Annotated in this window: 15 protein-coding genes and 1 pseudogene; 3 read left to right on the top strand and 13 right to left on the bottom strand. The window is 64.8% G+C overall.

Going from position 1 to position 23,786, the window contains the following annotated elements; translation table 11 throughout:
* Positions 1-438: 438 nt before the first annotated feature.
* Positions 439-591, bottom strand: coding sequence for a helix-turn-helix domain-containing protein (locus tag E6K76_00300; GenBank protein TMQ60965.1), 153 nt, complete (start codon positions 589-591; stop codon positions 439-441).
* Between the two features lie 112 nt (positions 592-703).
* Here E6K76_00300 and E6K76_00295 point away from each other — a divergent pair, with 112 nt between their 5' ends.
* Positions 704-1,099 carry a hypothetical protein gene (locus E6K76_00295; protein TMQ60964.1) on the top strand — a complete coding sequence of 132 codons (396 nt, stop codon included), beginning with the start codon at positions 704-706 and terminating at the stop codon, positions 1,097-1,099.
* Between the two features lie 23 nt (positions 1,100-1,122).
* Here E6K76_00295 and E6K76_00290 read toward each other — a convergent pair whose 3' ends face one another.
* Complete coding sequence (locus E6K76_00290) at positions 1,123-1,626, bottom strand: hypothetical protein (protein ID TMQ60963.1); 504 nt, start codon at positions 1,624-1,626, stop codon at positions 1,123-1,125.
* A 2,009-nt stretch (positions 1,627-3,635) separates the two neighbouring features.
* Between E6K76_00290 and E6K76_00285 the strand changes: the two genes are divergently transcribed.
* Positions 3,636-4,370 carry a hypothetical protein gene (locus E6K76_00285; GenBank protein ID TMQ60962.1) on the top strand — a complete coding sequence of 245 codons (735 nt, stop codon included), beginning with the start codon at positions 3,636-3,638 and terminating at the stop codon, positions 4,368-4,370.
* Between the two features lie 819 nt (positions 4,371-5,189).
* Here the strand turns inward: E6K76_00285 and E6K76_00280 are convergent.
* The 11 genes and pseudogenes from E6K76_00280 to E6K76_00230 form a co-directional block, all read right to left on the bottom strand.
* A complete protein-coding gene (locus tag E6K76_00280) occupies positions 5,190-6,176 on the bottom strand; it encodes a hypothetical protein (protein TMQ60961.1) in 987 nt (328 codons plus the stop codon).
* 13 nt (positions 6,177-6,189) lie between these two features.
* On the bottom strand, positions 6,190-8,055 hold the full coding sequence (locus E6K76_00275; protein TMQ60960.1) for an ABC transporter ATP-binding protein: 1,866 nt from the start codon (positions 8,053-8,055) through the stop codon (positions 6,190-6,192).
* A complete protein-coding gene (locus E6K76_00270; protein TMQ60959.1) occupies positions 8,052-11,894 on the bottom strand; it encodes a glycosyltransferase in 3,843 nt (1,280 codons plus the stop codon). The genes E6K76_00275 and E6K76_00270 overlap by 4 nt, the downstream gene beginning before the upstream one ends.
* Positions 11,891-12,409 carry a hypothetical protein gene (locus E6K76_00265; GenBank protein ID TMQ60958.1) on the bottom strand — a complete coding sequence of 173 codons (519 nt, stop codon included), beginning with the start codon at positions 12,407-12,409 and terminating at the stop codon, positions 11,891-11,893. The genes E6K76_00270 and E6K76_00265 overlap by 4 nt, the downstream gene beginning before the upstream one ends.
* Before the next feature lie 178 nt (positions 12,410-12,587).
* The gene (locus E6K76_00260) at positions 12,588-14,954 is read right to left on the bottom strand and encodes a hypothetical protein (protein ID TMQ60957.1); all 2,367 of its coding nucleotides are present in this window, start codon (positions 14,952-14,954) and stop codon (positions 12,588-12,590) included.
* A gap of 386 nt (positions 14,955-15,340) precedes the next feature.
* A complete protein-coding gene (locus E6K76_00255; protein TMQ60956.1) occupies positions 15,341-16,405 on the bottom strand; it encodes an aminoglycoside phosphotransferase family protein in 1,065 nt (354 codons plus the stop codon).
* Between the two features lie 10 nt (positions 16,406-16,415).
* Positions 16,416-18,161: an ABC transporter ATP-binding protein gene (locus tag E6K76_00250; GenBank protein ID TMQ60955.1), complete on the bottom strand. Its 1,746-nt coding sequence runs from the start codon at positions 18,159-18,161 to the stop codon at positions 16,416-16,418.
* On the bottom strand, positions 18,161-20,686 hold the full coding sequence (locus E6K76_00245; GenBank protein TMQ60954.1) for a glycosyltransferase: 2,526 nt from the start codon (positions 20,684-20,686) through the stop codon (positions 18,161-18,163). The genes E6K76_00250 and E6K76_00245 overlap by 1 nt, the downstream gene beginning before the upstream one ends.
* Positions 20,679-21,776 carry an SDR family oxidoreductase gene (locus tag E6K76_00240; protein TMQ60953.1) on the bottom strand — a complete coding sequence of 366 codons (1,098 nt, stop codon included), beginning with the start codon at positions 21,774-21,776 and terminating at the stop codon, positions 20,679-20,681. The genes E6K76_00245 and E6K76_00240 overlap by 8 nt, the downstream gene beginning before the upstream one ends.
* 166 nt (positions 21,777-21,942) lie before the next feature.
* Positions 21,943-22,917 (bottom strand): UDP-glucose 4-epimerase GalE, encoded by a 975-nt coding sequence (gene galE / locus E6K76_00235; GenBank protein ID TMQ60952.1) that lies wholly within the window; start codon positions 22,915-22,917, stop codon positions 21,943-21,945.
* Between the two features lie 129 nt (positions 22,918-23,046).
* Positions 23,047-23,298 (bottom strand): annotated as a pseudogene (locus tag E6K76_00230) (hypothetical protein).
* 103 nt (positions 23,299-23,401) lie between these two features.
* On the opposite strand from E6K76_00230, the gene E6K76_00225 reads away from it, so the two are divergent.
* A partial coding sequence (locus E6K76_00225) for a hypothetical protein (GenBank protein TMQ60951.1) occupies positions 23,402-23,786 on the top strand: 385 nt, incomplete at its 3' end.

The raw sequence follows: 23,786 nt of genomic DNA, 5'->3' as shown, positions 1-23,786 counted from the left end.
CTGCGACGGCGAGATGACGGTCGACGGCGCCCAAGGTCCGGACGGCTCGGCGATGCAGCAAATGAAGATCCATCTCGCAGTGATCATGGAGAAGAAGGGCGGCCGTTGGTTGTTTGCGGAGGCGCGCCCCTACTCCTTCGTCCAGCCGCCGCCGGAGCCGGCGAAGACGAACTGACGTTCGCCCTGGAATTCACTACAGTGGCGCCCCAGGGGTTGGACTCCCTGGGGCGCCGGACCGGCTTAGCTGGTCTGGAGCTCATGGAGCCTTCCGATCCCGCTCGGCCTGAGCGCGATTACAAGCCTTTGGGCTCGTCCGTCATAGGCGATCCTTTCTGCCAGAAGCCCGAGAATTCGTGCCTGCTCTGTTGGGATGATGGCGTCCCATACTGAATCGAACGCCGAGAGCGCGGCGGCCACTTGGCGTCGATGGTCTGCTGCTTAGCAGACCCGACGCCCCTGCGGCGCTGAACCCCGCCGCAACGCCCGGCTCACCGTCTTCGGGTGAACCCCCAGCTCCGCCGCAATATCCTTCTGGTAGACACCCGCCTTCGCCCGTGATTGGATCATCAGGAAGTCCTCCCGTCGAAGCATCGCGTCCCTCCGTGTGGTTGCGAACCAACACGACGGTACAAACTGCCCGGCGTTCGGAGGACTTCTCTATTTGGCGATCAGAGGACTTCTAGTACCGGCGCTGACAAGTGAAATGCTCCTTGAAGATGCAGAGCACGTCTTCGACCTCGTGAGGCCGCAGGTCGCGGAGCGGTTCTGGAAGCTCGCCGAGCTCCAAGGACAGGGCGCGGAAGTTCAATCCCAAGGCGCGAGCACCCTCGCGAACGCCGCGATGGAGAAAGACGCGGCTTGGCTCGAGTCCCAGCTTGGCCCCGATTCGCATGGCGGTGTCGTAGACCGCCAGATCACCTACCCCGGAAATGCTCCCAATCGTGCGGTGGATCTCCTCGTGCAACTCGTCGAAACCGGAGCAACGTCTCAGGCGCTCCTCTGCCGACAACAGACGAGTCTGCATGTCTGCGAGTGGAGACCGGCGAATGCCCTCATAGAGTTCCTCGTCCGTGGGATGGGTATTGATAGTGGTTGTTAGCGGCTGAAGCGCTCGGCGGATTCCTATCCTCCTCCGTATTTCCAGTGAAAGAATCGGGCGAGCAGTCTCTCCAGCTCATTCGAATCCTGCTCCGATCCCATCCAGTATGTTTTCCCTACGAGCCCCGCTCTCTTGCGAATCCCGAATCTGCAGCCGACCAAGACCCCATTCTCGGCAAACCACTCTTCGCCCCACATGCTGAGCCCCTTCGAGTCGTACTCGCGGAATGAGTACTGGTAAATCCTCCCCACACGATCGTAGAGCCACTCTCTCGTCCCGCCCGGTGCCGCGTAGGCCCGCTCGCTGAGCGTGCTGTCGCTCCTCCAGTAATACGAGGGGCCGCGCCCCGAGCTGCGCTTACCGTCCCGCGAGTAGGTGACGTAGTGGGCGTTGTAGTCCCACCCAGAGTCGATGTCGGCCATCGATGGCAGATTGAGCTTCACCACGTCGTAGTGCGAGGCTGAATACTCCAGCCGATAGACAACCCCATCGAATCTGCGAGTCGCAGGCCACCGACGGACGTGCATTAGACTATCGTTGTCTTCGGGGAACTGTGGCAGCTGGCGGACGTTAGCGTGGAGCCGAGCCCGAATCTCGGGCGCGACGTGCGACCAATCGATCCTATCGGGGACCTGAGAAGGTCCAGATGAGGACGTGCCGGTTCCTCCTATAGACGCGATGAGGGTAGTAGCGAGAACGGTTGAGCTCGCGAGGTCGCGGATTTGCCGCGTGAGCGCGGACCGGGGAGTGGGGTTCAACGCGATCATTGGCCAAGTGTAACGGAGGGGGCGATGTCGGGGCTAACGCTTGTGGCCGCTATGCATCTCGGAAGGTTCCAATCTCAACGGCCCCGCTTCAGGGCCGCGTACAGCTCCTCATCGCTGGGGTGTGTGTAAATGGTCGTCGTCAGCGGGCTCGAATGCCGGGCGAAGCGCTGGGTGAGGTAGAGTCGATCGCATGCCCAGCTTGAGATCGCGAGCCGGCGACGTCATAGCGCTCCTTCTGTTCTCTTGTTCTGCTTGTGCGGCGGCGCCCGGTGGATCTGTGCTGCGGAATTTTGGTTTCGAGGAGGGGACTCCGGGTGTCGTACCCACCGGATGGTCTGCCCCCAGTACTTTGGTCGCCGGCTTTAGGGCCGTCTCGAGCAGAGATCACCCCCACGGGGGGACTGCTTGCCTCGAAATCAGTCGCGATGCGGTTACGAAAGTGCAGGTCTGCGCGGTGTACCAGAGCATCGCTGCGGCGTCATATCGAGGGCGTCGGGTACGGCTCTCGGGCTGGCTCCGATTCGAGCCGCACGATGGCAGTGACTCGGCCAGCTCGGCGCGGATCTGGATACGCTCTGGGGGCATCCCTTGGTCCTACGACGACTTGGGTGATCACCCCGTGCGCTCCGCCGCGTGGACGCATGCCCAGGTTATCTGCGAGGTCGCGCGCGATGCAGACTTCATCTCCTTCGGAGGTGCCCTCTATCTCAAAGGCAAAGCATGGGTCGATGACCTGAAGCTTGACGTGATAGGGCCAAGTGGCCAAGGCAACGAGGCCCCGCACCCGTTGAGCGAGCACGGTGTCGAGAACCTCATCGCCTTTGGACGACTCCTCGGATACGTGCGTTACTTCCACCCGAGCGACGAGGCCGCAGAAACAGATTGGGACTCCTTCGCGATTGCCGGCGTGGACGAGGTGGAAAGTGCAGGCACTCCCGACGAGCTGAAGATACGACTCGATCGGCTCTTTCGACCTCTCGCCCCCACGATTCGACTTTCGACGAGTCCGCTACCATCCCTCACGGTTACCGCTCTGAGCCCACGGGGTGTGACAAACGAGCGCATCACAGGCTGGCGTCATGTCGGCTACGAGGGAGCGTACCCCGGGTTCTACGAGAAGCGACGCGTGATCGCCCCAGCCGGGGCGCCCGGTGACTCCGTACTACCGATCGGGAGTGAGGTGAACACATCCCTCGGCGGCGGTCTTTGGTGCTCCGTCCCACTCACGCTTTACAAGGGCGCTCGCGGTACGATTCCACGCGGCGCTCGTTCAGCTCGCGCTCCACGTCGGCCAAACGGTTGGGTGCCTACCGGAGACGACCGAGCGACGCGGCTTGCCGACGTAATCCTGTTCTGGAATGTCATGCAACATTTCTGGCCCTATTTTGATGTGACAAAAACTGACTGGCCCGCGCAACTGGCTCCGGCACTGCGTGAAGCTGCCGCCGACTCTGGCGGGGCGGGTTTCGAAGTTACGCTCCGCCGACTCTCGGCGAGGCTCCACGATGGGCATGTCTACGCGAACTCTCCGTATACAGGCTATGACTCGAGGCAATGGCCCTTTGATTGGGCCTTCGTGGAAGGCCAGTTAGTTCTGACCCGAGTGGACACTGCCCAAGCGGAATTCGCCAGTGTGGGGGACGAGGTGATTGCGATCGGGGGACGCCCGACTTCGCAATGGGTAGTTGAGCTAGAGCCTCTCGAGAGTGGAGCGACGCCGGAAAGGGTTCGTTTCCGGGTGGCCCGATCCCTTCTGGGAAGAGGGGCCAATGACACCGTGGCCCGATCGCTTCCGGGCGCGGGAGCAACGGACACCCTGGAGCTCGATCTCCGATCTCCGGCCGGAACTAGGCACCATATCCGCAATCGCAAAGCAACGAACCGTCAGGCTCACACCCGCACCGCCCGACAGCATTCAGGAAATTCGGCCCGGTGTGATGTACCTGGATCTAAACCGCATCACCAATGCCGATTTCGACGCAGCCCTTTCGAAGATCTGCGCGGGCAAAGGAGTGATCTTCGATCTGCGCGGGTATCCGAATCGCATCTCATCCTCCATATTGGCACACCTCACCGATTCGACTCTGACTAGCGCACGATGGGGCTTTCCGGTTATCCAGAGGTCTGACCATCAGGACACGACCTATAGATGGGACGACTGGCAAATCGAGCCAAAGGCCCCCCGCATTCATGCCCATGCCGCCTTCTTGATGGACGTGAGTGCGATCAGCGCTGCGGAGACGCTCCTCGGCATTGTCGAGCACTATCGGCTGGCTGATCTCGTGGGTGAGCCCACGGCGGGAACCAACGGTGTCGTCACCTCGATACTCCTGCCGGGCAGGTACTCCATTCCATTCACGGGCATGAGAGTGTTGAAGCAGGATGGAACACGTCACCACGGCGTCGGGATCCTTCCGACTATCCCGGTCCCTCGGACGATTGAGGGCGTCGCAGCGGGGCGGGAAGAACAGCTCGAACGGGCGATCGAGGTGGTAAGTCAGTGAGCCCGATGTCGTCCCGAGCTCTGGTCGAGCTACTCCAGGCGCTCGAAGATGCCGCCATCCCGGTGTGGCTCGACGAGGGCTTGGGTGTCGATGCGCTGCTTGCAACGCAGACCCGACCCCATCATGGCGTCTGTTGCGGACGTCCTGAATCTCCAAGAGGTCCTGGGTACAAGGGGTTTGTTCCTCGTCGATCACTCAGGACTTGAAGTCGACGTTCACTCCGTGGGGGGAGCGCGTTGCCGAAGCAGACGATCTGGTATGAATGCGAGCGGCGGCCGTTTCGAGTGCCCAAGAAGGAGCCCCGCCACCGTGAACGGGTCGGGCCCCTTGAAATCATCGAGTACCGTCGCCGAAGCGGGTCCTTGCCGTACACCGCCAGGCTGGCGCACCAACGAACCTGCCATCAAGAAGACACTTCCGAGCCAAGGGTTCAGCCTGACAATCGGAACAGAGAGCGAATTCATTGTTGATCTACCTTACATGCCACTCGCTCTCGCGATCAAGGTGACGCGGGCGTATCGGGGCGCCTCAACAGCCGCCCGAGCCCTTGTCGACCTGCACGTGGAGGCGCTGGCCAACCCGGGGAGCAATGTTGGATTGTTTCTACTCGCGAATGCGCTCCAGCTCGCTCGGCATATGCTCCCCGGCAAGACTGATTCTCAGCGTCAGCCGACTCAAGGACAAGCTCAAGGCAGGGCTCGTCCAGGCGTTGAGGCCGTGAACTCATGAACCCAGGGTGGGGAATTTTCAGTGACCGCAGGTGGGGAAAATTGGATGACCGTTGACAGCTGCTGTTCACGCCGGAGGCGTCGCGGCACATCAGGTGGATGCTGCCTCGGTGAGTGCGCTCGCAAGCTCGGCCCAGTCGAGCACGCTGATGCGCGGGTCCGCGAGGCGCTCCAACGTGGCAAGACGAAGTAACGCCGCTCGCCTGTAGGTTGCGAGTCGCAGGAAGCTGATGCCCCCTCTCGCGAGATAACCCGAGTGTAGCGCGCCGATCAGCCGGGGCGCGGTACGGATGCTTCCGCGACGCTGCAAATCGTCCAACAATAGATGGGCTTCGAGGTTTCCGAGATCGAGTTCCGATTCTCCCAAGGCGGCATCGTCCCAATCCAGGACTCCGACTTCTCCGATGCCGTCGCCAGGCAGAATGACCTGCCCTGGGTGAAAGTCTCTGTGGAGAAGCGCTTGGCCGCGCTCTTGATCCTCGCAGCGCGCGAGCTCGTCTTCCACAAGCGAACACAGCTCCATGAACCGGCAGACCCATTGCGTCGGAAGAGGCGAGTCGCTCGCACGGCGGCGTGCCTCCTCCAGCACGACGATCTCCTCGCGGGGGCCGTGGGCTTTTAGGTACTCCGCACGCTGGGGGATCTCCGCCCCGTGGACCAAGGCGAGCGCTCGGCCCGCCCTCTCCACACTCGAATCGGCATCTCCAGACCTCCCCAGGGTCTCCGACAGCGACGAACCTTCCAGGGCGCTCATCACGAGCAGTTTCAGCATCGGCGAAAACCCGATGGGCTCGGGAGCCAGGACCTCCGGCGCGAGCGCTCCGAGCGAGCGCAAGAGCCAGAAGACCCGCTTCCCTCTCGAGCCCCGGTAATGCTTCGCGAACCAGGAGACTTCGCGCGCCGCGCATCCATTGCGCTCGGCCACGACACGATACCGAAGTGTCCTTCTGCGGCCGGGCTGCTCCTTGACGATTTCGGCTTCGAGGACCTCGCGCACACGCCAAGAGGAATCCGCGCAGGCGTTCCGCAGCAGGTGGAGTGCGCTCTCGGGAGCGAGAAAGGGCGGGGCATCGATCATGCCGGCACCGCGATCAGGTCGGCTCCGGCGTCGGTAGCGACCACTGCGTCCGGTAGAACTCCGCGTACGCGCCGCCGCGCTCGAGGAGCTCTTCGTGCGATCCCTGCTCGACGATTCGCCCGCTCTCGAGGAAGAGGATTCGATCGGCGTGCAGGATGGTCGAAAGGTGGTGGGCGACGACGATGGTCGTCCTCCCACGGCTCAGGTTGGCGAACGCCCGCTGCACGGCCTGCTCCGCGAGCGGATCGAGCCCGGTCATCGGCTCATCGAAAAGTAGAATCCTCGCGTCGCGGATGAAGGCGCGCGCGATGGCGATCCGCTGACGTTGACCTCCGGAAAGCGTCGCGCCTCTCTCACCCAAGACCGTGTCGTATCCTTGGGGGAGCTTGACGATGAACTCGTGCGCATACGCGGCACGGGCGGCACCTTGGATCTCTTCCTCCGTGGGGTCGGAGCCGTTCTTTCCGATCGCCCCGTAGGCGATGTTGTCGAGCACTGTGAGACCCATGACGACCACTTCCTGCGTGAGGTAGCCGATGTGGCCGCGGAGCGATTTCAGGTCCAGGTCCCGGACTTCCATGCCGTCGATGCGGACCTCGCCGCTCAGCGGATCGTAGAAGCGGGGAATCAGGTTGAGGAAGGTGGTCTTGCCCGATCCAGTCGGGCCGACCAGCGCCACGGTCGTGCGGGGTGCGATGTCGAGGTGGACGTCCCGGAGAACCAGCTTGCCCGTGCTGTAGCCGAACGTGACGTGGTGAAGGGAGATCGCGCCTTGGACGTTCTGGAGCACGGGGGCACCTGGGGCGCTTTGAATCTCGGGCTTTTCCTCCAACACCTCGAGAACCCGATCCGCGCACGCCGAGGCCTTGGCAGTCCGCTGCACCGTCTTGGAGACCTGGCGTAACGGTCCGTACAGTCCGCGTACGTACGCGGCGAACACAAGGAGCTGGCCGGGGCTCAGCCTGCCGGCGAGGACGTCGAGCGCGCCCAGCCCGAGTGTCGCGCCGACCCCAGCTGCGATCGTGATCTGTACGGCACGATGGAGCTGGGCCTCGATGCGCGTGGACCGGATCCCCGCGTTCAAGCTGCGCTTGTTCATCTCGCGGAAACGATCCTGCTCGTGCTCCTCCGCAGTATTCGCCTGCACCACATGAATCGCCTGGAGAACTTCGTGTGCGCTCGAGACGAGTTTCCCTTCACGCTTTCGCTGAAGCGCAGCGGCTTCCATGAGGCGGACCCGGAAGGTCGAGAGGATGACGTAGAGCGCCGGGGCCACGGCCGCGGCCACTAGGGTGAGCTTCCAGTTGATCGTGAGCATGACGAACAGGACCCCAGCCACCACGAGCGTATGCGAGAGCGTGTTCAAGAGCGCCGCCACGACCATGTCCCGCAGCATCACGATGTCGCCCGTGAGCCGCATCAAGATGTCCCCGAGGCGCTCCCCGTGGTGGTAGCGCAGCGAGAGGGATTGGAGATGGCGGAACAACTCGCGGCGGAGCGACATGACTACCTCCTGCCCCGCGCCCGCCGTCAACACGTTCTGCGTGTAATAGAGCTGCCCGCGCAGAGCGGCGAGGACGAGAATGGCCGCCACCGAACCGATCAGAAGCGCGATCGGATCGCCGTGAACGCTCTTCAAGGTGTGTCCGAGGAAATGGACCTTCCGCCCCAGAAGGACGCCGTCGAAGAGGAACTGGATCGGCCACGGCTCGAGCAGGGTCACGACCGCGTATCCGACCGCCGCGAGCGAGGCGAGAAGAAGACTATGCACGTGCGGCTTGATGAAGGGGCGGAGCCGTCTCACGGCGACCATGAATCGACGCCCGTCGCGCAGCGCGTTTCCAATCGGGTGCAGCGGGCCCGGCGATGTCCCGCTCATGAGCTCTCCACCAATGCGGGCTCAGGATCGCGATCGGTTAGCTCGCGACCCACGAGTCCAAGCTCGTGCGCGGGGCGCCGCAGGAGCCGGACTAGATGCTGCGCGTTCTCCCGTAGGCTGAATCGCTTCTCGATCATACCCCTCGCTCCCGACGCGAGCCGTGCGGCCAGCGCGTCATCCGCGAGAACCCGCGACAGCGCGTCCGCGAGCGCCCGTGGGTCTCCCGGCTGGGCGATGAGCCCGGTCTCCCCATCCACGACGGCCTCCGGAATGCCGGAAACGGGTGTGGCCACCACCGGCAGACCAACCGACATCGCTTCGAGGATCACGGTCGGAATCCCATCCTGGTCGCCGTCCGAAGCAACGATCGAAGGCTGGGCGAGCACGTGCGCGCGACTGTAGAGGTCGGCGGCGAGCCGGTCCTGCGGCGTAGCCCCCAGGAACTCGACCCAGCCCTCGAGATTCTTCTCGCGGACCAACCCGGCGAGACGTTCCCGTTCCGGGCCTTCCCCGGCAATCCAGCAACGGAACCGGGTCCCGCGCACTACCAGGATAGAGGCCGCCTCCAGAAGGACGTCGAATCCCTTCTTCTCCACGAGCCGCCCGACGGCGAGGATCAACGGAATCTCGCTCCTCACGACGGGACGTCCCCTCGGCCCTCGCAAGGGCCACGCCTTCAAGTCGAGACCATTGTAGATGGTGGCGATCCGGCCTCGCGGCACATGGAATCCAATGCTCTCCATGAAACACCGGTTGTGCTCGCTTATGGCGACGACCAAGGATGCCCTCTGAATCCTGTGCTTGAGCTTGTGGCATTCGCGATGACCATGTCCGGACCAGTAGAGGTCCTTAGCGTGAGCCGTGAAGCTGAAAGGAATGCCGGACAGCATGGAAGCGAACTTGGCCTGTCGCGCGGGACCGCTCGCGAAGTGGGCATGGAGGTGCTCGACGCCGAGACTGGTGGCGGTCCGGGCCAGGATCGCCGCGTGGAGGAACTTCGTCAGTGCGCTCTCGGTGCCGCGCCCCCTGACGAATGCCAGGGTGCGTAGGTAACGGATCGGCGATCGTAGCAAGCACGCAAGGTGGTTACCGGCGAGACGCGCTCGGGAAGCGGCGCGCTCGGGGAGCACGATGACCGGCGCGCGAACCCGGTCGACCCCGGGCTGCCGGATCGATTCGGCAGGTTCCTTCATCGAGAAGACGACAACGCGTGTTCCGGTGCGCTCCAATTCCAGAATTTCATTCAGGATGAAGGTCTCGGAGAAGCGCGGGAACATCTTCACGACGTAGCCGACGGTGAACGGTCGCGCCGTGGGCCAGGCCCAGAGTCGGGCTCTCGATGCTGCCGCCTCGCGGAGCACGGCCCTTGCGACGTCCGACCAGGTCCACACGGAGGAAGCGGCCGCGGCTCCCAGCGATTCGCGGCGTTTCGGATCGCGTGCGAGGCTGACCAGAGCCCGACCGATCGCGTCCTCGTCTCCGGGGCGGGTCAGCACGGCGCCTCGTGATTCATCCAACGTCTCCGCGAGGTGCCCGACGGCGGACGCAATCACCGGGCGTCCGCAAGCGAGGTACTCCGCGATCTTGATGGGAGAGAAGTAGAACCCCTCGATGGGACCGTACGGAGCGCAGAGCACGTCGCATGCCGCGAGGTGGTCCCCCATTTCGGTGTGGGGGACCGCCCCGAGGAACGCCACCCGGTCCGCGACACCGACCTCCCGCGCGAGCGATTCGAGCGCCGCGCGTTCGGGCCCATCGCCCATGATCATGAGCTTCATGTTTGCATGCGTGCTCGCGGCGGATGCGAATCCCCGGATCAGATGCGCGACGCCGTGCCAGGGCCTAAGGGTCCCCGCAAAACCGGCGACGAATGCGCCGTCGAGACCCAGCCTTGCGCGTATCCGCTCGCGGTCGCGTCCGGGGCCGAAGCGCCGCGTGTCGACGCCGTTCGGCAGCACCCGGATCCGCTCCGGGGGCACGCCCTGCCTCCGCGCGTGCTCCTCCAGGGGCGGCGAGACCACGCCGACGAGATCCGCCCGGCGCATCACCCAGCGCTCGAGCAGTCGCGTGAGGCGGGGAAGGCGGAGCCCCCGGAAGCGGTCCTCCTCGTCCGCGAGGGGCGCGTTCACTTCGAGAACATGAGGTATTCCGAGCCAGCGGGCGAGAAGGCTTCCGGCGACGGAGCTCAGAGCGTAGCGCTCGTAGACGATGTCGGGACGCCACGACCGCGCGCACGTCCGGGCGGCCCGGAGCAGCGCGAGATTGTCCGCGATCCGAAGCAGCGCCCGCTCCAGCGCCGCTCCGCTCCCGAGAATGCGCGCGAGGCTCTTGGCCAGGCCCGTGAGCAAGACGCCCGCCCGCGCTTCGCGCACGTCGGCCGCCGGAGCTTCCCCTTGTGAGGGACCGGCGTTTGTCGTCACGACACGGGACTCCACCCCGGACTCCCGCCACGCCTCGATCAGCGAGCGTACGTGAATGGAGGCTCCTTTCTGCCCGCGAACCGGTACCCCGCGATCGCCGGATACATAGAGGACGCGCCCGATCTCGAGGCCGCACGCCAGGTGTCGCACGCGCTCCGGTTCGCAGTGGATGGCCCCGAATCGCTCGACTACAGCCGCGCGCGCTCGACGCCCCAGGCGCCGCCGCTCCACCGGATCCCCGAGGAGCCTCGCAAGGGCCTCCGCCAGAGCGGCCGGGTCCTCCGGCGGCACGAGGAGTCCTGTCTCGCCGTCTTCGACGAGCTCCTGGATCGAGGGCAGGCGTGTGGAAACAACCGCGAGGCCCGATGCCATGGCCTCGCCCAGGGAATTGGGGATCCCGTCCCGGTCTCCGTGCGACGTGACGCGGCAAGGCAGCGCGAAGCAAGTCGCGCGCCGCATGACGTCCCGAATCTCCTCGCGAACAAACAGGCCTCTCAAGAAGACGACGTCTTCGAGGCCCAAGTCGCGAATGTAGCGCTCGAGCGGCGCGCGGAGTGGACCATCCCCGACCATCTCGATCGTGAATGGAAGGCCTCTCTTCCGTAGCAGCGCGGCGGCGTCGACCAGCAGCTCGGGGCCCTTCTTCAGGACGAGGCGTCCGACGAAAAGGATGGCGGGAGTATCTGTGTTCTCTCCGCGCCGGCCAATCCCATCCCCCGCTTCCTCGTCCGCGGGGGCAGGCGAAAAATAGTCCGTATCCACTCCGTGATACGCGAGGTGAACCTGTCCCGGCGGAAACCGGGATGACTGGCGGGCGGCGATCCGCTCGAGCAGATCGCGGTGATGCCTCGTGCACGCGATCGTGAAGCGTGCGGAGGACATTTTTCTGGCCAGCGAGAGCTCATCCGAAGTGTGGATATCCTTCGCATGCGCGGCCATGCTCCACGGGATCCGCGTGAGTCGTGAGGCGATCTCCGCGACGCTGGCCGGCGTGTGCGCCCAGGCCGCGTGGATATGAGAGATCTCGTCGCGGCGCAGCCTCTCCGCGAGGACCACCGCTCGGAATAGGGTCCGGAAGGAACGCGGGGTCGGCCGCAGCAACGCGCGCGCCGCCTCCGCGGCGGTCTCGAGCGGAGCGGCACGAAAGCACCGGCGCGTTGCGGCAAAGAACTCCGGCAGCCCGCGCCACGACGCCTGGGGAAGGATCTCTGTCTCCGCGGCGAGCGATTCCGCCTCGGGATGGATCCTCCGGTCGCGTGAGGGCGGCAGGATCGAGTAGATGCGGAAGGGAACTCCCTCGCAGCGCAGCGCCCGGATCTCGTTCAGGACGAAGGTTTCCGAGATCCGCGGGAACATCTTCGCGACATAGGCGAGGCGCCCGCCTGCGGAAAGGACCCGAGGGGACTCCGGCGACGTCATTGGAAGGACAACCTCCAGCTCGGGGTGCGCGCCTCGCTCGAGTCCGGAAGATCGAACTTCACACGCCAGGTGTATGCCCCCTCGGGCAAGCCGGAGCCCGTGAACGAGCCTTGGTTGCCCACGCCGTCCCACACCGCGGAGGAGTCGGAGGACTTCGCCGAAAACCAGACGGCCTCGCCGCTCGCGTTATAGAGCTGGGCGCGCGCGGATAGGATGGCGTGCCTCGGCGGGCTCCAGCGAAACGTCACCGGATCGGGCCCGGTCGGCAGCCCGAGCGTCGCCGCATCGGAGGGCGCGACGAGCGCGGCCTCATAGGCGAAGATGTCCAACGAATCCATCGAGACTTGCTGGCCGACGTTTGTGACAATGAATCCCCGTGTCACCGAAGCGAAGTCTCCCAGAATCTTGCCCTTGGCCTTGACTTCCCAGACGCCCGCGGGCGCCACGACCACGTAGGAACCGTCGGCATCCGTCTTGGCGTCGGCGATCGTAGAATCGTCCCTGGGGTCGCGCACGGAAACATCAATTCCGGATGCGGCAACCCCATCACGCTCCACGCGTCCGGTGACGTTGGGAACCGGGACGCGCGGCCCGAGGCCGTCCTTTAGGTCAGGCGAACAGCCGACCTGTGCCAGCACGCCGGCGAGGAGCGCGGCAGCGAGGGGCGGCGTCCAAGAGGCGGCGCGCGGAGCCCTAAGGCTGCCAGTGCCAGGCAATGCCGGTCGAAACGAAGGTGTCACGGATCGAGCCTTCCTCATCGAGGTCTGCAGTCATGGCAACCGCCGAGTCGGCGTAACGCCGCGTGTGCGTCGCTCCGACCTTCCAATCGATCGAAGGTGAAAGCGCGTGCTGCAGTACACCTCCGAATTCCCATTCGTCATCATGCCTGCCGAAATGGCTCTGGTCGTCGGGATCGGTCGAGGTGTAGCGCGTCCAATCCCTGTTGACGTAGGCGCGCGCGCGCAGCAACTTCCCCAGGGCGCAGTCGAATGCCGATCGCACCGACCACTCTCGGTACGAGAAATCGCTGCCGAGGTAGGGAACGTTGCGCGACCGGAGCTGCCGGTAGCCTCCGGAGAGGTCGAACTTCGCGCTTCGAGACGGTTGCCACGCGAAGCCGGTTCGCCCGCCCGCGCGCCATCGATCCCGTTCGTCGAACGACCGGGTGTAGTCCCGAATCGATCCTTCCACCACGGAGACGGAGAACCAGCGGGGCCCGAGTGCTCGGGAGATCTGGAGCGCGGCATCCCACTCGTTTCGCGCTTCAGCACGGAAGATGGGATCACCGGGAAGCGCGTCCTTGTCCCTGCGATGGCGGGCATAGACGTTGGGCGCGAAGGCCAGGCTGAAATCGATCAGCGTGTTCGTAGACGCCCGGCTTCGCCACTGCAGCGCGTAATGGTTCTCGCTTCGAATCGTCTCGCGCAGATACTGAAGACGCGTGTACCGGAGCCGCGCGTCGGTCTTGCTGCCGGCCGCAAGGGCCCATCGACCGTCGATGCTCATCTGCAGCGCGGCGTCCTTCATGTGCTCCACGACGAAGAAAGACTCCGGATCGTGCATCTCGAAGGCCCTAATCTCGGCGTCGGAGGCGTCCAGAACGTTCGTGTCGTAGCCCACGAGCATCTCTGCGTTCACAGCCTTCGGCCGGAGCTCCGCCCACGCGAAGCCCGCCGAGCAGGTCAGAAATCCGACGACACCGAGCCCGAGCACGCTGCGCACGAGGCGGCGATGGCGCGCTTCCACCCGCGCGGCCACCTCCGGGCGCCTTCGTTTGGGAGGAGCCGGGTCGCGGAACGAGAGGGCGATCTCCTCCAGCCGCCGTTTGAAGCAGCCGATGCCTTCGAGGCGCGGCGCTCGCGGCGAGGGGAGAAGCGGTCCACGCTCCAACGACTCGGCGAGCGCCGTGCCAAACCGCTCCGGGGTAAGCTCGCCCGGATGGATGAGTGTCAGAATTCCGCGTGCTTCCAGGGCGCGGGCGCGCAGCTCTTGTTCGCGTCTCGGATGGATCCTCGGGATCACCAGGGAGCGCTGCGCCCTCGACATAACCTCGCACAGCGTGTTGTATCCACCCATCGAGACCACGAGGTCGTATTCCGGCATGAAGTCGGCGAGATCCTCCACGAACTCGCATACCGAAACCCCGCCTCTCCTGCTGGCGCTTGTCCGGATGAGCTCGGCTTCTTCCACGCCCATGAGAGGGCCAAGCACGACGTCGAACTTGAGCCGGCGAACCGCCTCGAGCCGGCGCTCGGCCTCCAAGGCGCAGCGGAGAATCTCGGCTCCGTCTTCCCCTCCACCGATCGTGATGAGCACGGAAGGGAGGCCGTTTCTCCTGCGCGTCGGCAGCACCCGCTCGCGGGCTGCCGGCTCCGGCGGCGCGATGTATCCGTGAAAGAGGGTCTTGCCGGCGGGGAGACCGTACTCCGCGGCGGAATCATGGATCGACCGGTCGCCGAAGACGTGGACCTCATCGTAGAGAGAGTTCAGGATGTCGTGAGTACCGTCTTCGGCCCACTGGCTCCGCACTACTCCGGGCTCGTCGAGGATGTCACGGAGATTGAGGTGCAGCGCAGTGCCGTGTCTCTTGAGATCTTCCAGCGATGGAAGAATCTCTCCCCTCATCCCGAGCGGCACGTTGTCCACAAAGAGGATGTGGGGCCGGAAGAGCCGCACAGTGTCGCGGAGGATCCGCACCCGCATCTGCCGGAGACGCCAGAACGGAATGCCCAGCTCGCGCGGAACGTACGTTTCAGGGCCGCACTTGCGGACAGAAGGAAGTTTGATGTATTCAACGCCCTGGGGAAACGTGAGGCGATGTGCGATGGGCGAACCAGTTAGCACGAGCACACTCGCGCTGGGAATCGCCTCGACCGTCGCGCGCGCGAGGCGGAGCGTTCGCGTGATATGCCCGAGCCCGAAGGTATCGTGGGAATACATCGCCACGCGAAGCGAGAAGGTACGCCCGGCCATGACTCCCCCGATGGAAGTTGCAACGTTGTGGTCGACGGCCGTTGGTGACCAGCGAAGTCGCATTAGCCGTGCCAGGGGATGGCACATTTGGAGAGCCGGGCGAAGCTGTTGGACCTGCGGCGCCGTCGAAGCTAGGCAGGACCAAATGGCCGGAGCCGGCCCGGGAGGATTGTTCAGAATCGTACGACCGGATCCGATTTGTTCACGAAGATGCAATCCCCGGTTGACCGCCGCAGTTGGTAAGTTGCAATCCCGATGAACTTGAGACCCGCCGAGAGGATGTGCCGAAACTGGGTTCGAACAGGGTTACGTCCGGGGAGGGTCGCCCACGTCCTGGCTGCGCTGAGAATCATCGAGGATCGACGATTGCGCGCTGATTTAGTGGTACAGCGACGACCCGGCTCCGACGAGAGAGCCCCGGCGGCAGCCCTGCCACCGGGGCCTCGTTCTATCTCTGGCCGCGCTCCGCGCAATCAGTCCGGGCGTGTAGAACAGACGCCGCGTTCTTCCAGCAGCCCTCTCAACTCCCGGATCCAGCGTTTCCGCTTGGCGACCAGGTAGCGGATCGACGTCTTCCTCATCGTGGGCGCCAAATAGGTCAGGGCCTGGTACAAACCCAGGTCGTTCAGATCCCGACAAAACGACTCCCACTCCAGCCGCTTCCCGGTCGCCGCCTGGTATTCCTCGAAGTAGGCATTTCGCAGCGCGGCCTTTTGTCGCTTCGTCCAGCGTCCGCTGCTCAAGCTCACGACGTCAAGGTAGCTCGGCCCGTAGGCGGCCGATTCCCAGTCCACCACCGTGATGCGCTGGGCCGCCGGCCACCGCCGCAGCAGAATGTTGCCGCCGAAAAATTGGCCGTGAATGACGCTCTGAGGCAGCTCCGTCAGGCGGTGTGCCCTCGCGCGGTATTGGTCGAGCGCTTGGCGCATCAGGCGCCGCTCCGCCTGGGTGAGAGCGGAGAAGCGTCGTTCGGCCTCTTCGGCGCAGCCCCGATAGTGGGCGCGGCCCAAGCGCGGGATGAATCGGGTTCTCGCCGGCGGCAGGTGACGCGTCATCGCGTGAAGACGCGCCGCCCAGCGCGCGGCCGCCAGCCAAATTTCGAGCTTGCCGACAAAGTTCAGCTCGAGATTTCCCACGTCCTCCAAAAAGAGCCAGGTGAGCCCCCGCTGGGGCTGCCAGAGCGACGCGTAGAGTCGAGGGGTCCCCAACCGCTCGGACGAGAGGAAGGCGCGGTACATGCGCCATTCGAGGCGGCTGGAGTGGAGCTCCCGGGCTCGGATTCTGCGCGCCACGTGGAGCAGGTTCCGCGGATTCAAGTCCTTGAAGAAGACCGAGAGCCGCCGACCGTCGTCCAGCTGCACGCGCAGCTTCTCCGTCCGGAAGCTGGTGCTGCCGGGGTAGAATTCGGAGTGGAATGCGCGAATCCGGACCGGCCTCCCTGATACCTGCGTGAGCCCGCGCTCCAAGGTCACGCGCATCAGGCGCGTCCGCTCCCCGTCTCCCTCCACGGCTTTCGGCTGCGTGTTGTGCGCCGGCATGATCGCCCGCCTAGCCCAGCTTAGCGTCCAGTTGTGATCCGAGCCGCCCGTGCTCCAACACCAACCTTGTGTCGCACCACTCCAGCAATCGAGGATGATGCGTGATGACGAACGTGGTGCGGCCGCGCATGAGCAGGTCGAGGGCGTTCAGTATCGCCGCCTCCGTCGCCGAATCCACCGAGGTGGTCGGCTCGTCCAGGATGAGGACGGGCGCGTCCTTCAGGAACGCCCGTGCCAGGGCGATCCGCTGGCGCTCGCCGCCGGAGAGCTTCATCCCCCGTTCGCCCACCTGAGTTTCGTAGCCATCGGGCAGGCTGGCGATGAAGTCGTGGATGCTGGCGTGCCTGGCCGCTTCGAGGATTTTCTGCTCTGAGGCGCCGGGCCGGCCGTAGGCGATGTTTTCGGCGATCGTGGTCGCAAAGAGAACCGTCTCCTGTAAGACAATCGCAAACTGATTGCGGAGGTCGGAGAGCTTGTAGTCGCGCAGATCGGTCCCGTCGAGCAGGATCGCTCCGGCGTCCGGGTCGTAGAAGCGGGTCAAGAGGCTGACCAGGGTTGTCTTTCCCGCGCCGGTCCTCCCCAGGATGCCCAACCGCGTCCCCGGCGCGACCTCGAAGGTGACGCACTCTAGGACCGGGTGCGCCTTGTCGTACGAGAACGAGACGTCGCGGAACGTGACGGCGCCTCTGCTCCGCTTCAGCGGCCGGGCGTCCGGCCGCTCCGCCACCTCCGGCGTCTGGTCTAGCAGCAGGAATGCCCGCTCGGCGCCTGCCAGGCCCGATTGGATGTCGGTCAGCTTCTTGCTGAGCGTCCGCAACGAGGGATAGATCTGTCCGAGGTAGGTCATCGCGATCAGCAGCTCGCCGAGCGTCAACCGGCCGGTCCGGACACCGGTCACGCCGACGAACAACACGACGGCCGTGCCGGCCGCGATGGTCAAGCCCACCAGGAGGTCGAACCAGCCTTGCTGAACGGCAATGTCCACCTGACCCTGGAATCGCTCGTTCGAATGCCGGAGGAAGCGGCGCTGCTCATGCTCCTCCCGTCCGAAGACCTTGACCACCCGCACCGCGGAAAGCACTTCCTGCACCACGGACATGGCCGAGCTGTCGAGCTTCTTCAGGTCTCGCCAGCGGCGGCGCACCCGCTGTCCAAAGGTGTGGGAGAGGAGGAAGAGGATGGGGCAAACGGCAAGGGCGACCGCCGCCAGGTGCCGGTCGATACGGTCCAGCACGTAGACCATCCCGGCGAGCGTCACCGCCACGGTGGCCAGCGGAATGATCCCGGTAATGGCGAGGTTCTGCGGGGAGAGGGCGTCGTACTGGATGCGGTAGGTCGAGTCGGTCGTGCCCCTGGTGTCGTGATAAGAAAGCGAAAGGCGCTGCATGTGCGCGAAGAGACGCGCCCGGAAGTCCAATACCAGCCTTTCTCCGATATACGTCTGCAGCCACCAGGTCGCCACGCCGTGCGGCTGAACGACGAGCGCGATGGCGATCAGCATCCCCGCCGCCAGAAGCAGGAGCAGCGCTTTCGAGTGCGCGAGAGATTCGGGGAGGACGCCCGCCAGAAAGTGCGGCAGCGGATGCGATCCGATCACGCTGTCCACCGCGATCTTCAGCGGCAGCGGGTTCAGGAGCTGGAGCGGGGCGGCCAACAAGCTCAGAAGAAAGAGACCGACCAGGTGAGGCCAGTAGGGTCGGGCTTGGCGCAGCAGCCGCCGACAGATCGCCCAATCGGTGTATCGAGAGCCGGCCATCAGGTTTCTTCCGCGCGTGCTCGCCCGATCGCCCAGAGCGCCGCCGCGGTCGCGGCCGAGCACTCCAAGAACGTTCTTCCCGCCACCAGCAGCGCGGTCGCGCCCAGCAGCGTGCAGGCGGCCCAGCTCTGGCTCCGGGCGGCGGAGCCCAGCGCCGCGAAAACGGTCGTGAGCGTCCAGGCCAGGGGCGAGACCCGCGGCCAGAGGCGAACGAGCACTCTCTGAATTCCCGCTCCGTGTTCCTCGATCGCCATTAGAATTCGGGCGTCCCCGAGCAATCCCCCGCGCACCTGCAGGTCCCAGCGTTCCGTTTCGGCCCCTGACGCGACCTGCACGGCCCGCGACACGAGGGATGCCCTGAGCGCGGCCAGCCGCTCGCCGTCCGTCTTCCAGCGCCCGCTCCGGAACGAAACGCTTCTGGCCCGGGGGAAGACAAACCCGGAGGTCGCCCGCAGCCGCCACGGAGCAAGCCCATAGCCGAGGCGGCCCCAGAGCCGAGCCGCCGGCTGGAGCAGGTGGAGGAAAGCGACGAGCATGCGCGGCTTCCATCGGCTCGGGCGTGATCCCAGATTGGTTTTGAGCTCCGCGCGCGCCGCGCTGAGGCAGGCCTGGACCAGGACAAGCCCGACCGAGAGTCCGAGCACGGGAAGGGCAAGGAGCAGCGGTCGCCAGAGAAATCCCAGCGCCGCCAGGGCCGCGAGCGCGGCGTTCACCAGGTACCATTCGGGAACCAGCAGCAGGGACTCCAAGAGGCTCGGAGGCGGCCGGTAGACGGATTGAAAGGGCGCGCTGCCCCAGAGGCCGTGATAAACCCTTTCTCGGAGCGAATGCAGCCCGATCGTGTGCCCCTTGCCGTAAATCCGCCCGGCCCAGGTCAAATGCCCCAGGGACGTGTACTTCTCGGGCCAGCGCCTTTCGAGAAGCGCCTCCGCCCTGCCGTAGTTCCATTGCTGACGCCAATAGGCTTGGACGGAGTTGCGCCGGCGGTGCCAGACCATCGCCGCCGGGCTATAGCCCAGCGTCCACCCTCGCTCCTGGAGGCGCCAGCAGAGGTCGACGTCGTCGCCCGCAATGCGGAACTGCGGATCGAAGCCGCCGACTGCTTCCAGGCATTCCTTGCGAAAGGCCATGTTGCAGCCCGGAATGTGTTCCGCTTCCGTGTCGGAAAGGAGCACCACATTCGGCCCGCCCGGCGCGTCCGTCACGCAGTCCGCCACCATGCCGTCGCCCTCCGGGGCGACGTTGGGACCGCCCATCCCGGCATGCCGCGTCGTGAGAAACCCGTGCGCCAGATAGGTGAGCCAATGTGGGTCGGGGTAGGCGTCGTCGTCGATGTACGCGACGATCTGACCCGTGGCCGCTTCGAGCGCTCGGTTGCGGGCCGCCGCCAGCCCTTGATTCTCCTGGGCGATGACCCGAAAACCGTAGGCCTGGGCCAGGGCCACCGTGCCGTCCGTGGAACCGTCACTGACGACGATCACTTCATAGTTCGGGTATTCCAGTTTCAGCAGCGCCTGAAAACAGTGTTCGATGACGTGACCCCCGTTGTAGGTGCAAACGAGAACCGAGATCGAAGGCCAAGGCAGTGACGCGGGGAAGGGGACTTCGGAAAAGGCTCGGCGCACGGCGTCCAGCGCCGGCTTGGGCCGGCGGTCACGCCGGGTGAGGCCGAAATCCCAGTCCTGGATGTCGTAGCCGCCGCGGCACCATTCGTCGGTCCAGGCGTAGACAAAGATGCCCGCGCACCCCGCGGAAAACGCCGTCCGAACCTGCCAGTCGAGTGTCTCGGCCTGGGCTTCTTCTCCGTGCCGGCGGCTGTCCAGACCGCACTCGGTGAGAAGGAGCGGCCGCTCTCCCGCCAGGTTTTGCAGCCGTGCCAGGTAGGCCGCGAATGGTTTCCGGGACTCCAAGTAGAGGTTGAAACAGACCAGATCCACGAACGGGAGCTGCAGGTACTCCGTGGTCGGGTAATTCACATAGGTCACCAGGCCCTCGGGGTCTTCCTGCTTGACCGTTTCGTGCAGCCGCCGCAAGAAACGTTCGATTCGCCCCCGCCCGTGCCACCGGACGACCGAAGATGGAATCTCGTTGCCCACGGCGTACCCCAGTACGGCGGGATGGCCGGCGCAGGCGCGAACGCCGGCGCGCACGCGCGCGGTAATGCCGCCCGGCAGCTTCCTGTCGTCGAGGAAAGCGAGGTGCTCTTCCCACGGCAGGCCCACCAGTACGGAGAGGCCGTGCTCCTGCCCAAGGTCGAGCAGCCACCCGGGAGGGACCGTGTAGGTGCGGATCGCGTTGATGCCCTGAGCGGCCATCTGCGCGAAATCGCCCGCGACGACGCTTCGTTCGGGGAATTGGATTTCCTCGTGCTGGGGACGGAAGGTTCCATACGTCACCCCCCGCACGGAGAGCTTCTCGTGCCCTCGGAAGATGAATTTCCCCCTCGCGGCCGGGCGTGGCCCGGCGATCAATGCGCGGGGGGGGAGCGTAGGCTCAACGGCGACACCTGGCCCGTGGTCACCCATGGAAGTCGCACACCTGCCCCCCAGCACTGCGCGCCGAAGCAGGTTCCAGCATCGCCTTGAAATACGGGATGACCCGCCTGATGCCGTTTCGGCGGCTCACGCGCGGCCGCCAGCCCAACACCGAGATGGCCTTGGAGATGTCGGGCTTGCGGCGTTGCGGGTCGTCACCCGGCAGCGCCTCGAACCGCATTTTACTTTTGCTTCCCGTGAGCCGAATCACCTCTTTCGCCATTTCCAGAACCGAAACTTCCTCCGGGTTGCCCAGATTGACCGGCCCGGTCTCGTTCGACAGCAGCATCCGGTGGATCCCCTCCACCAGATCGCTCACGTAACAAAAGCTCCGCGTCTGACCGCCATCCCCATAGACGGTGAGAGGCTCGCCCTGCAGCGCCTGACTCAGAAAGTTAGGAAGCGCGCGCCCGTCATCGACGCGCATCCGCTCTCCGTAGGTGTTGAAGATCCGGATAATTCGAACCCTCAGATTGTACTTGCGGTGAAACGCGATGGTCATCGCCTCGGCGAATCGCTTGGCTTCGTCGTAGACGCTTCGGAGCCCCAGCGGATTGACTTTGCCCCAGTAGGTCTCCGGCTGGGGGCTCACGTCCGGGTCGCCGTAGACTTCGGAGGTCGAGGCTAGAAGGAATACGCTGTCCGTCAGGATGGCGAGATTCAGCGCATTGTAGGTTCCAAAGGAGCCGCACTTCAGGGTTTCGATCGGATGGCGGGCGTAGTCTTTTGGGCTGGCCGGAGAGGCGAAATGAAGGATGTAATCCAGCCGCATGCGGTCGCTGACCGGTTCCGGCATGTGATCTGTCGATGGGTGGTTTGTCGATGCGCGGATCAGGTCCGCGAGGTCGAGAGGCTCGGAGATGTCGTGCCGAATGAACGTGAAGCGCGGGCCCTCGAGCAGATGGCGCACATTCTCCATGCTCCCGGTCAGAAGGTTGTCCACGCAGATGACTTCATGACCTTCGGCAAGGAGCCGATCGCAGAGGTGAGAGCCCAAGAAGCCCGCACCGCCGGTCACCAAGCTTCGCGGCGCTGAGGTGGGGGTCTGCGTGCGGGCGGCTTGTTTGGCGATCCAGTTCATGCGTTCGGCGCGAGCCCCGAGATGTCGGTTGGCAACATCCCTGTCGCACCACAGCCGCTTTTTGGTGACGTTTTATATTACCATGTTACATTGGTCCGATGCGACCACCAATTGGGGAAAACCCGGGCCTAGGCGGGGGAAAACACCTAAGAAAGACTTCAGTTACCTAATAGCCGTTGGGGTGACGCCTGTGCCACTCCCAGGCGCTGGCAAGGATGGCTTCCAATTCCGGGTATTGCGGCCGCCATCCAAGCTCCCGGCGGATCTTTGCCGAGCTGGCTACCAGCGCCGCGGGATCCCCGGGTCGGCGCGGGCACTCCTCGGCCGGGATGGGATGTCCGGTGACGCGGCGCGCGGCCTCGATGAGCTGCCTGACGCTGGCGCCCTCGCCGTTTCCAAGGTTGTAAATCAATCCGGAGCGCTCTTCTAGGGCGCCGAGCGCGAGGAGATGGGCCGTCGCCAGGTCCTGCACGTGGATATAGTCGCGAACGCACGTGCCGTCCGGGGTCGGATAGTCGGTGCCGTAGATCTGAACGCTCGCGCGCTTCCCAAGCGCCACTTGGAGCGCCAGCGGGATCAGGTGGGTCTCGGGCGCGTGGTCCTCGCCTCGCTCGCCGGTGGCTCCGGCGGCATTGAAATAGCGCAGGCTCGCGTACCGCAGGCCGTGGACTTTCTGGAACCATTCCAGCATCCGCTCGACGAGCAGCTTCGATTCCCCATAGACACTGGCCGGACCTAGGGGATGGGTCTCCTCGATGGGAATCCGCTCCTGCTCGCCGTAAAGCGCCGCGGTCGATGAGAAGACCAGCCGGTGGATGCCTTCGGAGTGCATGGCCTCGAGCAGGGTCAAGGTGCTGCAGGTATTGTTGCGGAAGTAGCGCTCGGGAATCTGCATCGACTCACCGACGTTGAGCAATGCGGCAAAGTGCATCACCGCCTCTATGGACTTGGTGCGGAACACTCGATCGAGCGCGCCGCGGTCGTCGATCTCGCCCTCGACGAACCGGGCCCCTTTCGGGACCGCCTGCCGATGGCCCTGGCACAAGTTGTCGTAGACGATGACGTCGTGGCCGGCCTCGAGGAGCGCCGCCGCCGCCACGGAACCGATGTACCCTGCTCCTCCTGTCACCAACACGTTCATGACGGCGCCATGCTAGCACGCCGCTTCGCGCGGACGCCATCCGGGCTTGTCGGGCGAGGGGCCCCAGCCTTCCTTCGACAGCAGTACTTTACGGGCTACCAAGGGGGGTCTACGATGATTTCATGCTGATCAACGAATCCTTCGGCTGGGTCTGGATCCTGATCGGCTCGGAGGTACCCTGTGCGTAAGAAGAACGGTAGCAGTGCCGAGCTCGTTCGCCTCCATGGCGGTCTGGGCCCCGGCGGTCACCAAAGTCTTCCAACACTGCAGGAGATTGCGGGAAATGCCCAGCTCGCGGCTCAACTCGGAAAGCGTCAGCTCACCACGTACAATGCGGTCGATCTGCTCACGCTTGAACTGCGGAGAAAACACACGACGTCTTCCCGGAGCGTCTCTCTATGAGCCCAGAGTGGCACCGAGGGCCCTTGCCCACGTTCCTGCAGGACCCGCCGGGACTCGCACCGTCCCAACGGACGCCCTCACGGTGATCGCTGTTTCAGCGCTGGCGTTCATCGCTTCGAACGTCCTCCACGAAGGTCTCGGGCACGGTGGCGCGTGCCTACTCGTGGGCGGCAAGCCGCTGTCGCTCACGGCGGTCTACTTCGACAACGATTCCGCGGGATTGAGCGACCTCCAGTCACGATTCATCGCCGCGGGCGGGCCCATCGTTAACCTGATCACCGGCCTCGCCGGCCTGATCGCCCTGCGCGGAATGAGGGGCGTGCCTGGCCCGGGCCGGTATCTAATGTGGCTGATCACGACTCTCGGCTTGTTCATGGCCACCGGCTACCTCCTGTTCTCCGGCGTAGGCGGCATCGGCGACCTTGCCATCGTCACCAAGGGGCTTCAGCCCGCGTGGCTGTGGCGCG

The sequence above is a fragment of the Candidatus Eisenbacteria bacterium genome (genome assembly GCA_005893275.1).
Classification (GTDB): Bacteria; Eisenbacteria; RBG-16-71-46; order SZUA-252; family SZUA-252; genus WS-7.
Note: the sequence above shows the minus strand (reverse complement) of the source record. Positions and strands in the feature narration are given on the sequence as shown.

What these genes read in the sequence shown, in the direction of transcription:
- E6K76_00285 (TMQ60962.1), top strand. Translation starts at nt 3,636, where the DNA reads ATGACACCGTGGCCCGATCGCTTCCGGGCGCGGGAGCAACGGACACCC.
- E6K76_00240 (TMQ60953.1), bottom strand. Translation starts at nt 21,776, where the DNA reads ATGAACTGGATCGCCAAACAAGCCGCCCGCACGCAGACCCCCACCTCA.
- E6K76_00290 (TMQ60963.1), bottom strand. Translation starts at nt 1,626, where the DNA reads ATGCACGTCCGTCGGTGGCCTGCGACTCGCAGATTCGATGGGGTTGTC.
- E6K76_00245 (TMQ60954.1), bottom strand. Translation starts at nt 20,686, where the DNA reads ATGGGTGACCACGGGCCAGGTGTCGCCGTTGAGCCTACGCTCCCCCCC.
- E6K76_00260 (TMQ60957.1), bottom strand. Translation starts at nt 14,954, where the DNA reads ATGTGCCATCCCCTGGCACGGCTAATGCGACTTCGCTGGTCACCAACG.
- E6K76_00270 (TMQ60959.1), bottom strand. Translation starts at nt 11,894, where the DNA reads ATGACGTCGCCGGAGTCCCCTCGGGTCCTTTCCGCAGGCGGGCGCCTC.
- E6K76_00295 (TMQ60964.1), top strand. Translation starts at nt 704, where the DNA reads ATGCTCCTTGAAGATGCAGAGCACGTCTTCGACCTCGTGAGGCCGCAG.
- E6K76_00250 (TMQ60955.1), bottom strand. Translation starts at nt 18,161, where the DNA reads ATGGCCGGCTCTCGATACACCGATTGGGCGATCTGTCGGCGGCTGCTG.
- E6K76_00300 (TMQ60965.1), bottom strand. Translation starts at nt 591, where the DNA reads ATGCTTCGACGGGAGGACTTCCTGATGATCCAATCACGGGCGAAGGCG.
- galE (TMQ60952.1), bottom strand. Translation starts at nt 22,917, where the DNA reads ATGAACGTGTTGGTGACAGGAGGAGCAGGGTACATCGGTTCCGTGGCG.
- E6K76_00275 (TMQ60960.1), bottom strand. Translation starts at nt 8,055, where the DNA reads ATGAGCGGGACATCGCCGGGCCCGCTGCACCCGATTGGAAACGCGCTG.
- E6K76_00280 (TMQ60961.1), bottom strand. Translation starts at nt 6,176, where the DNA reads ATGATCGATGCCCCGCCCTTTCTCGCTCCCGAGAGCGCACTCCACCTG.
- E6K76_00255 (TMQ60956.1), bottom strand. Translation starts at nt 16,405, where the DNA reads ATGCCGGCGCACAACACGCAGCCGAAAGCCGTGGAGGGAGACGGGGAG.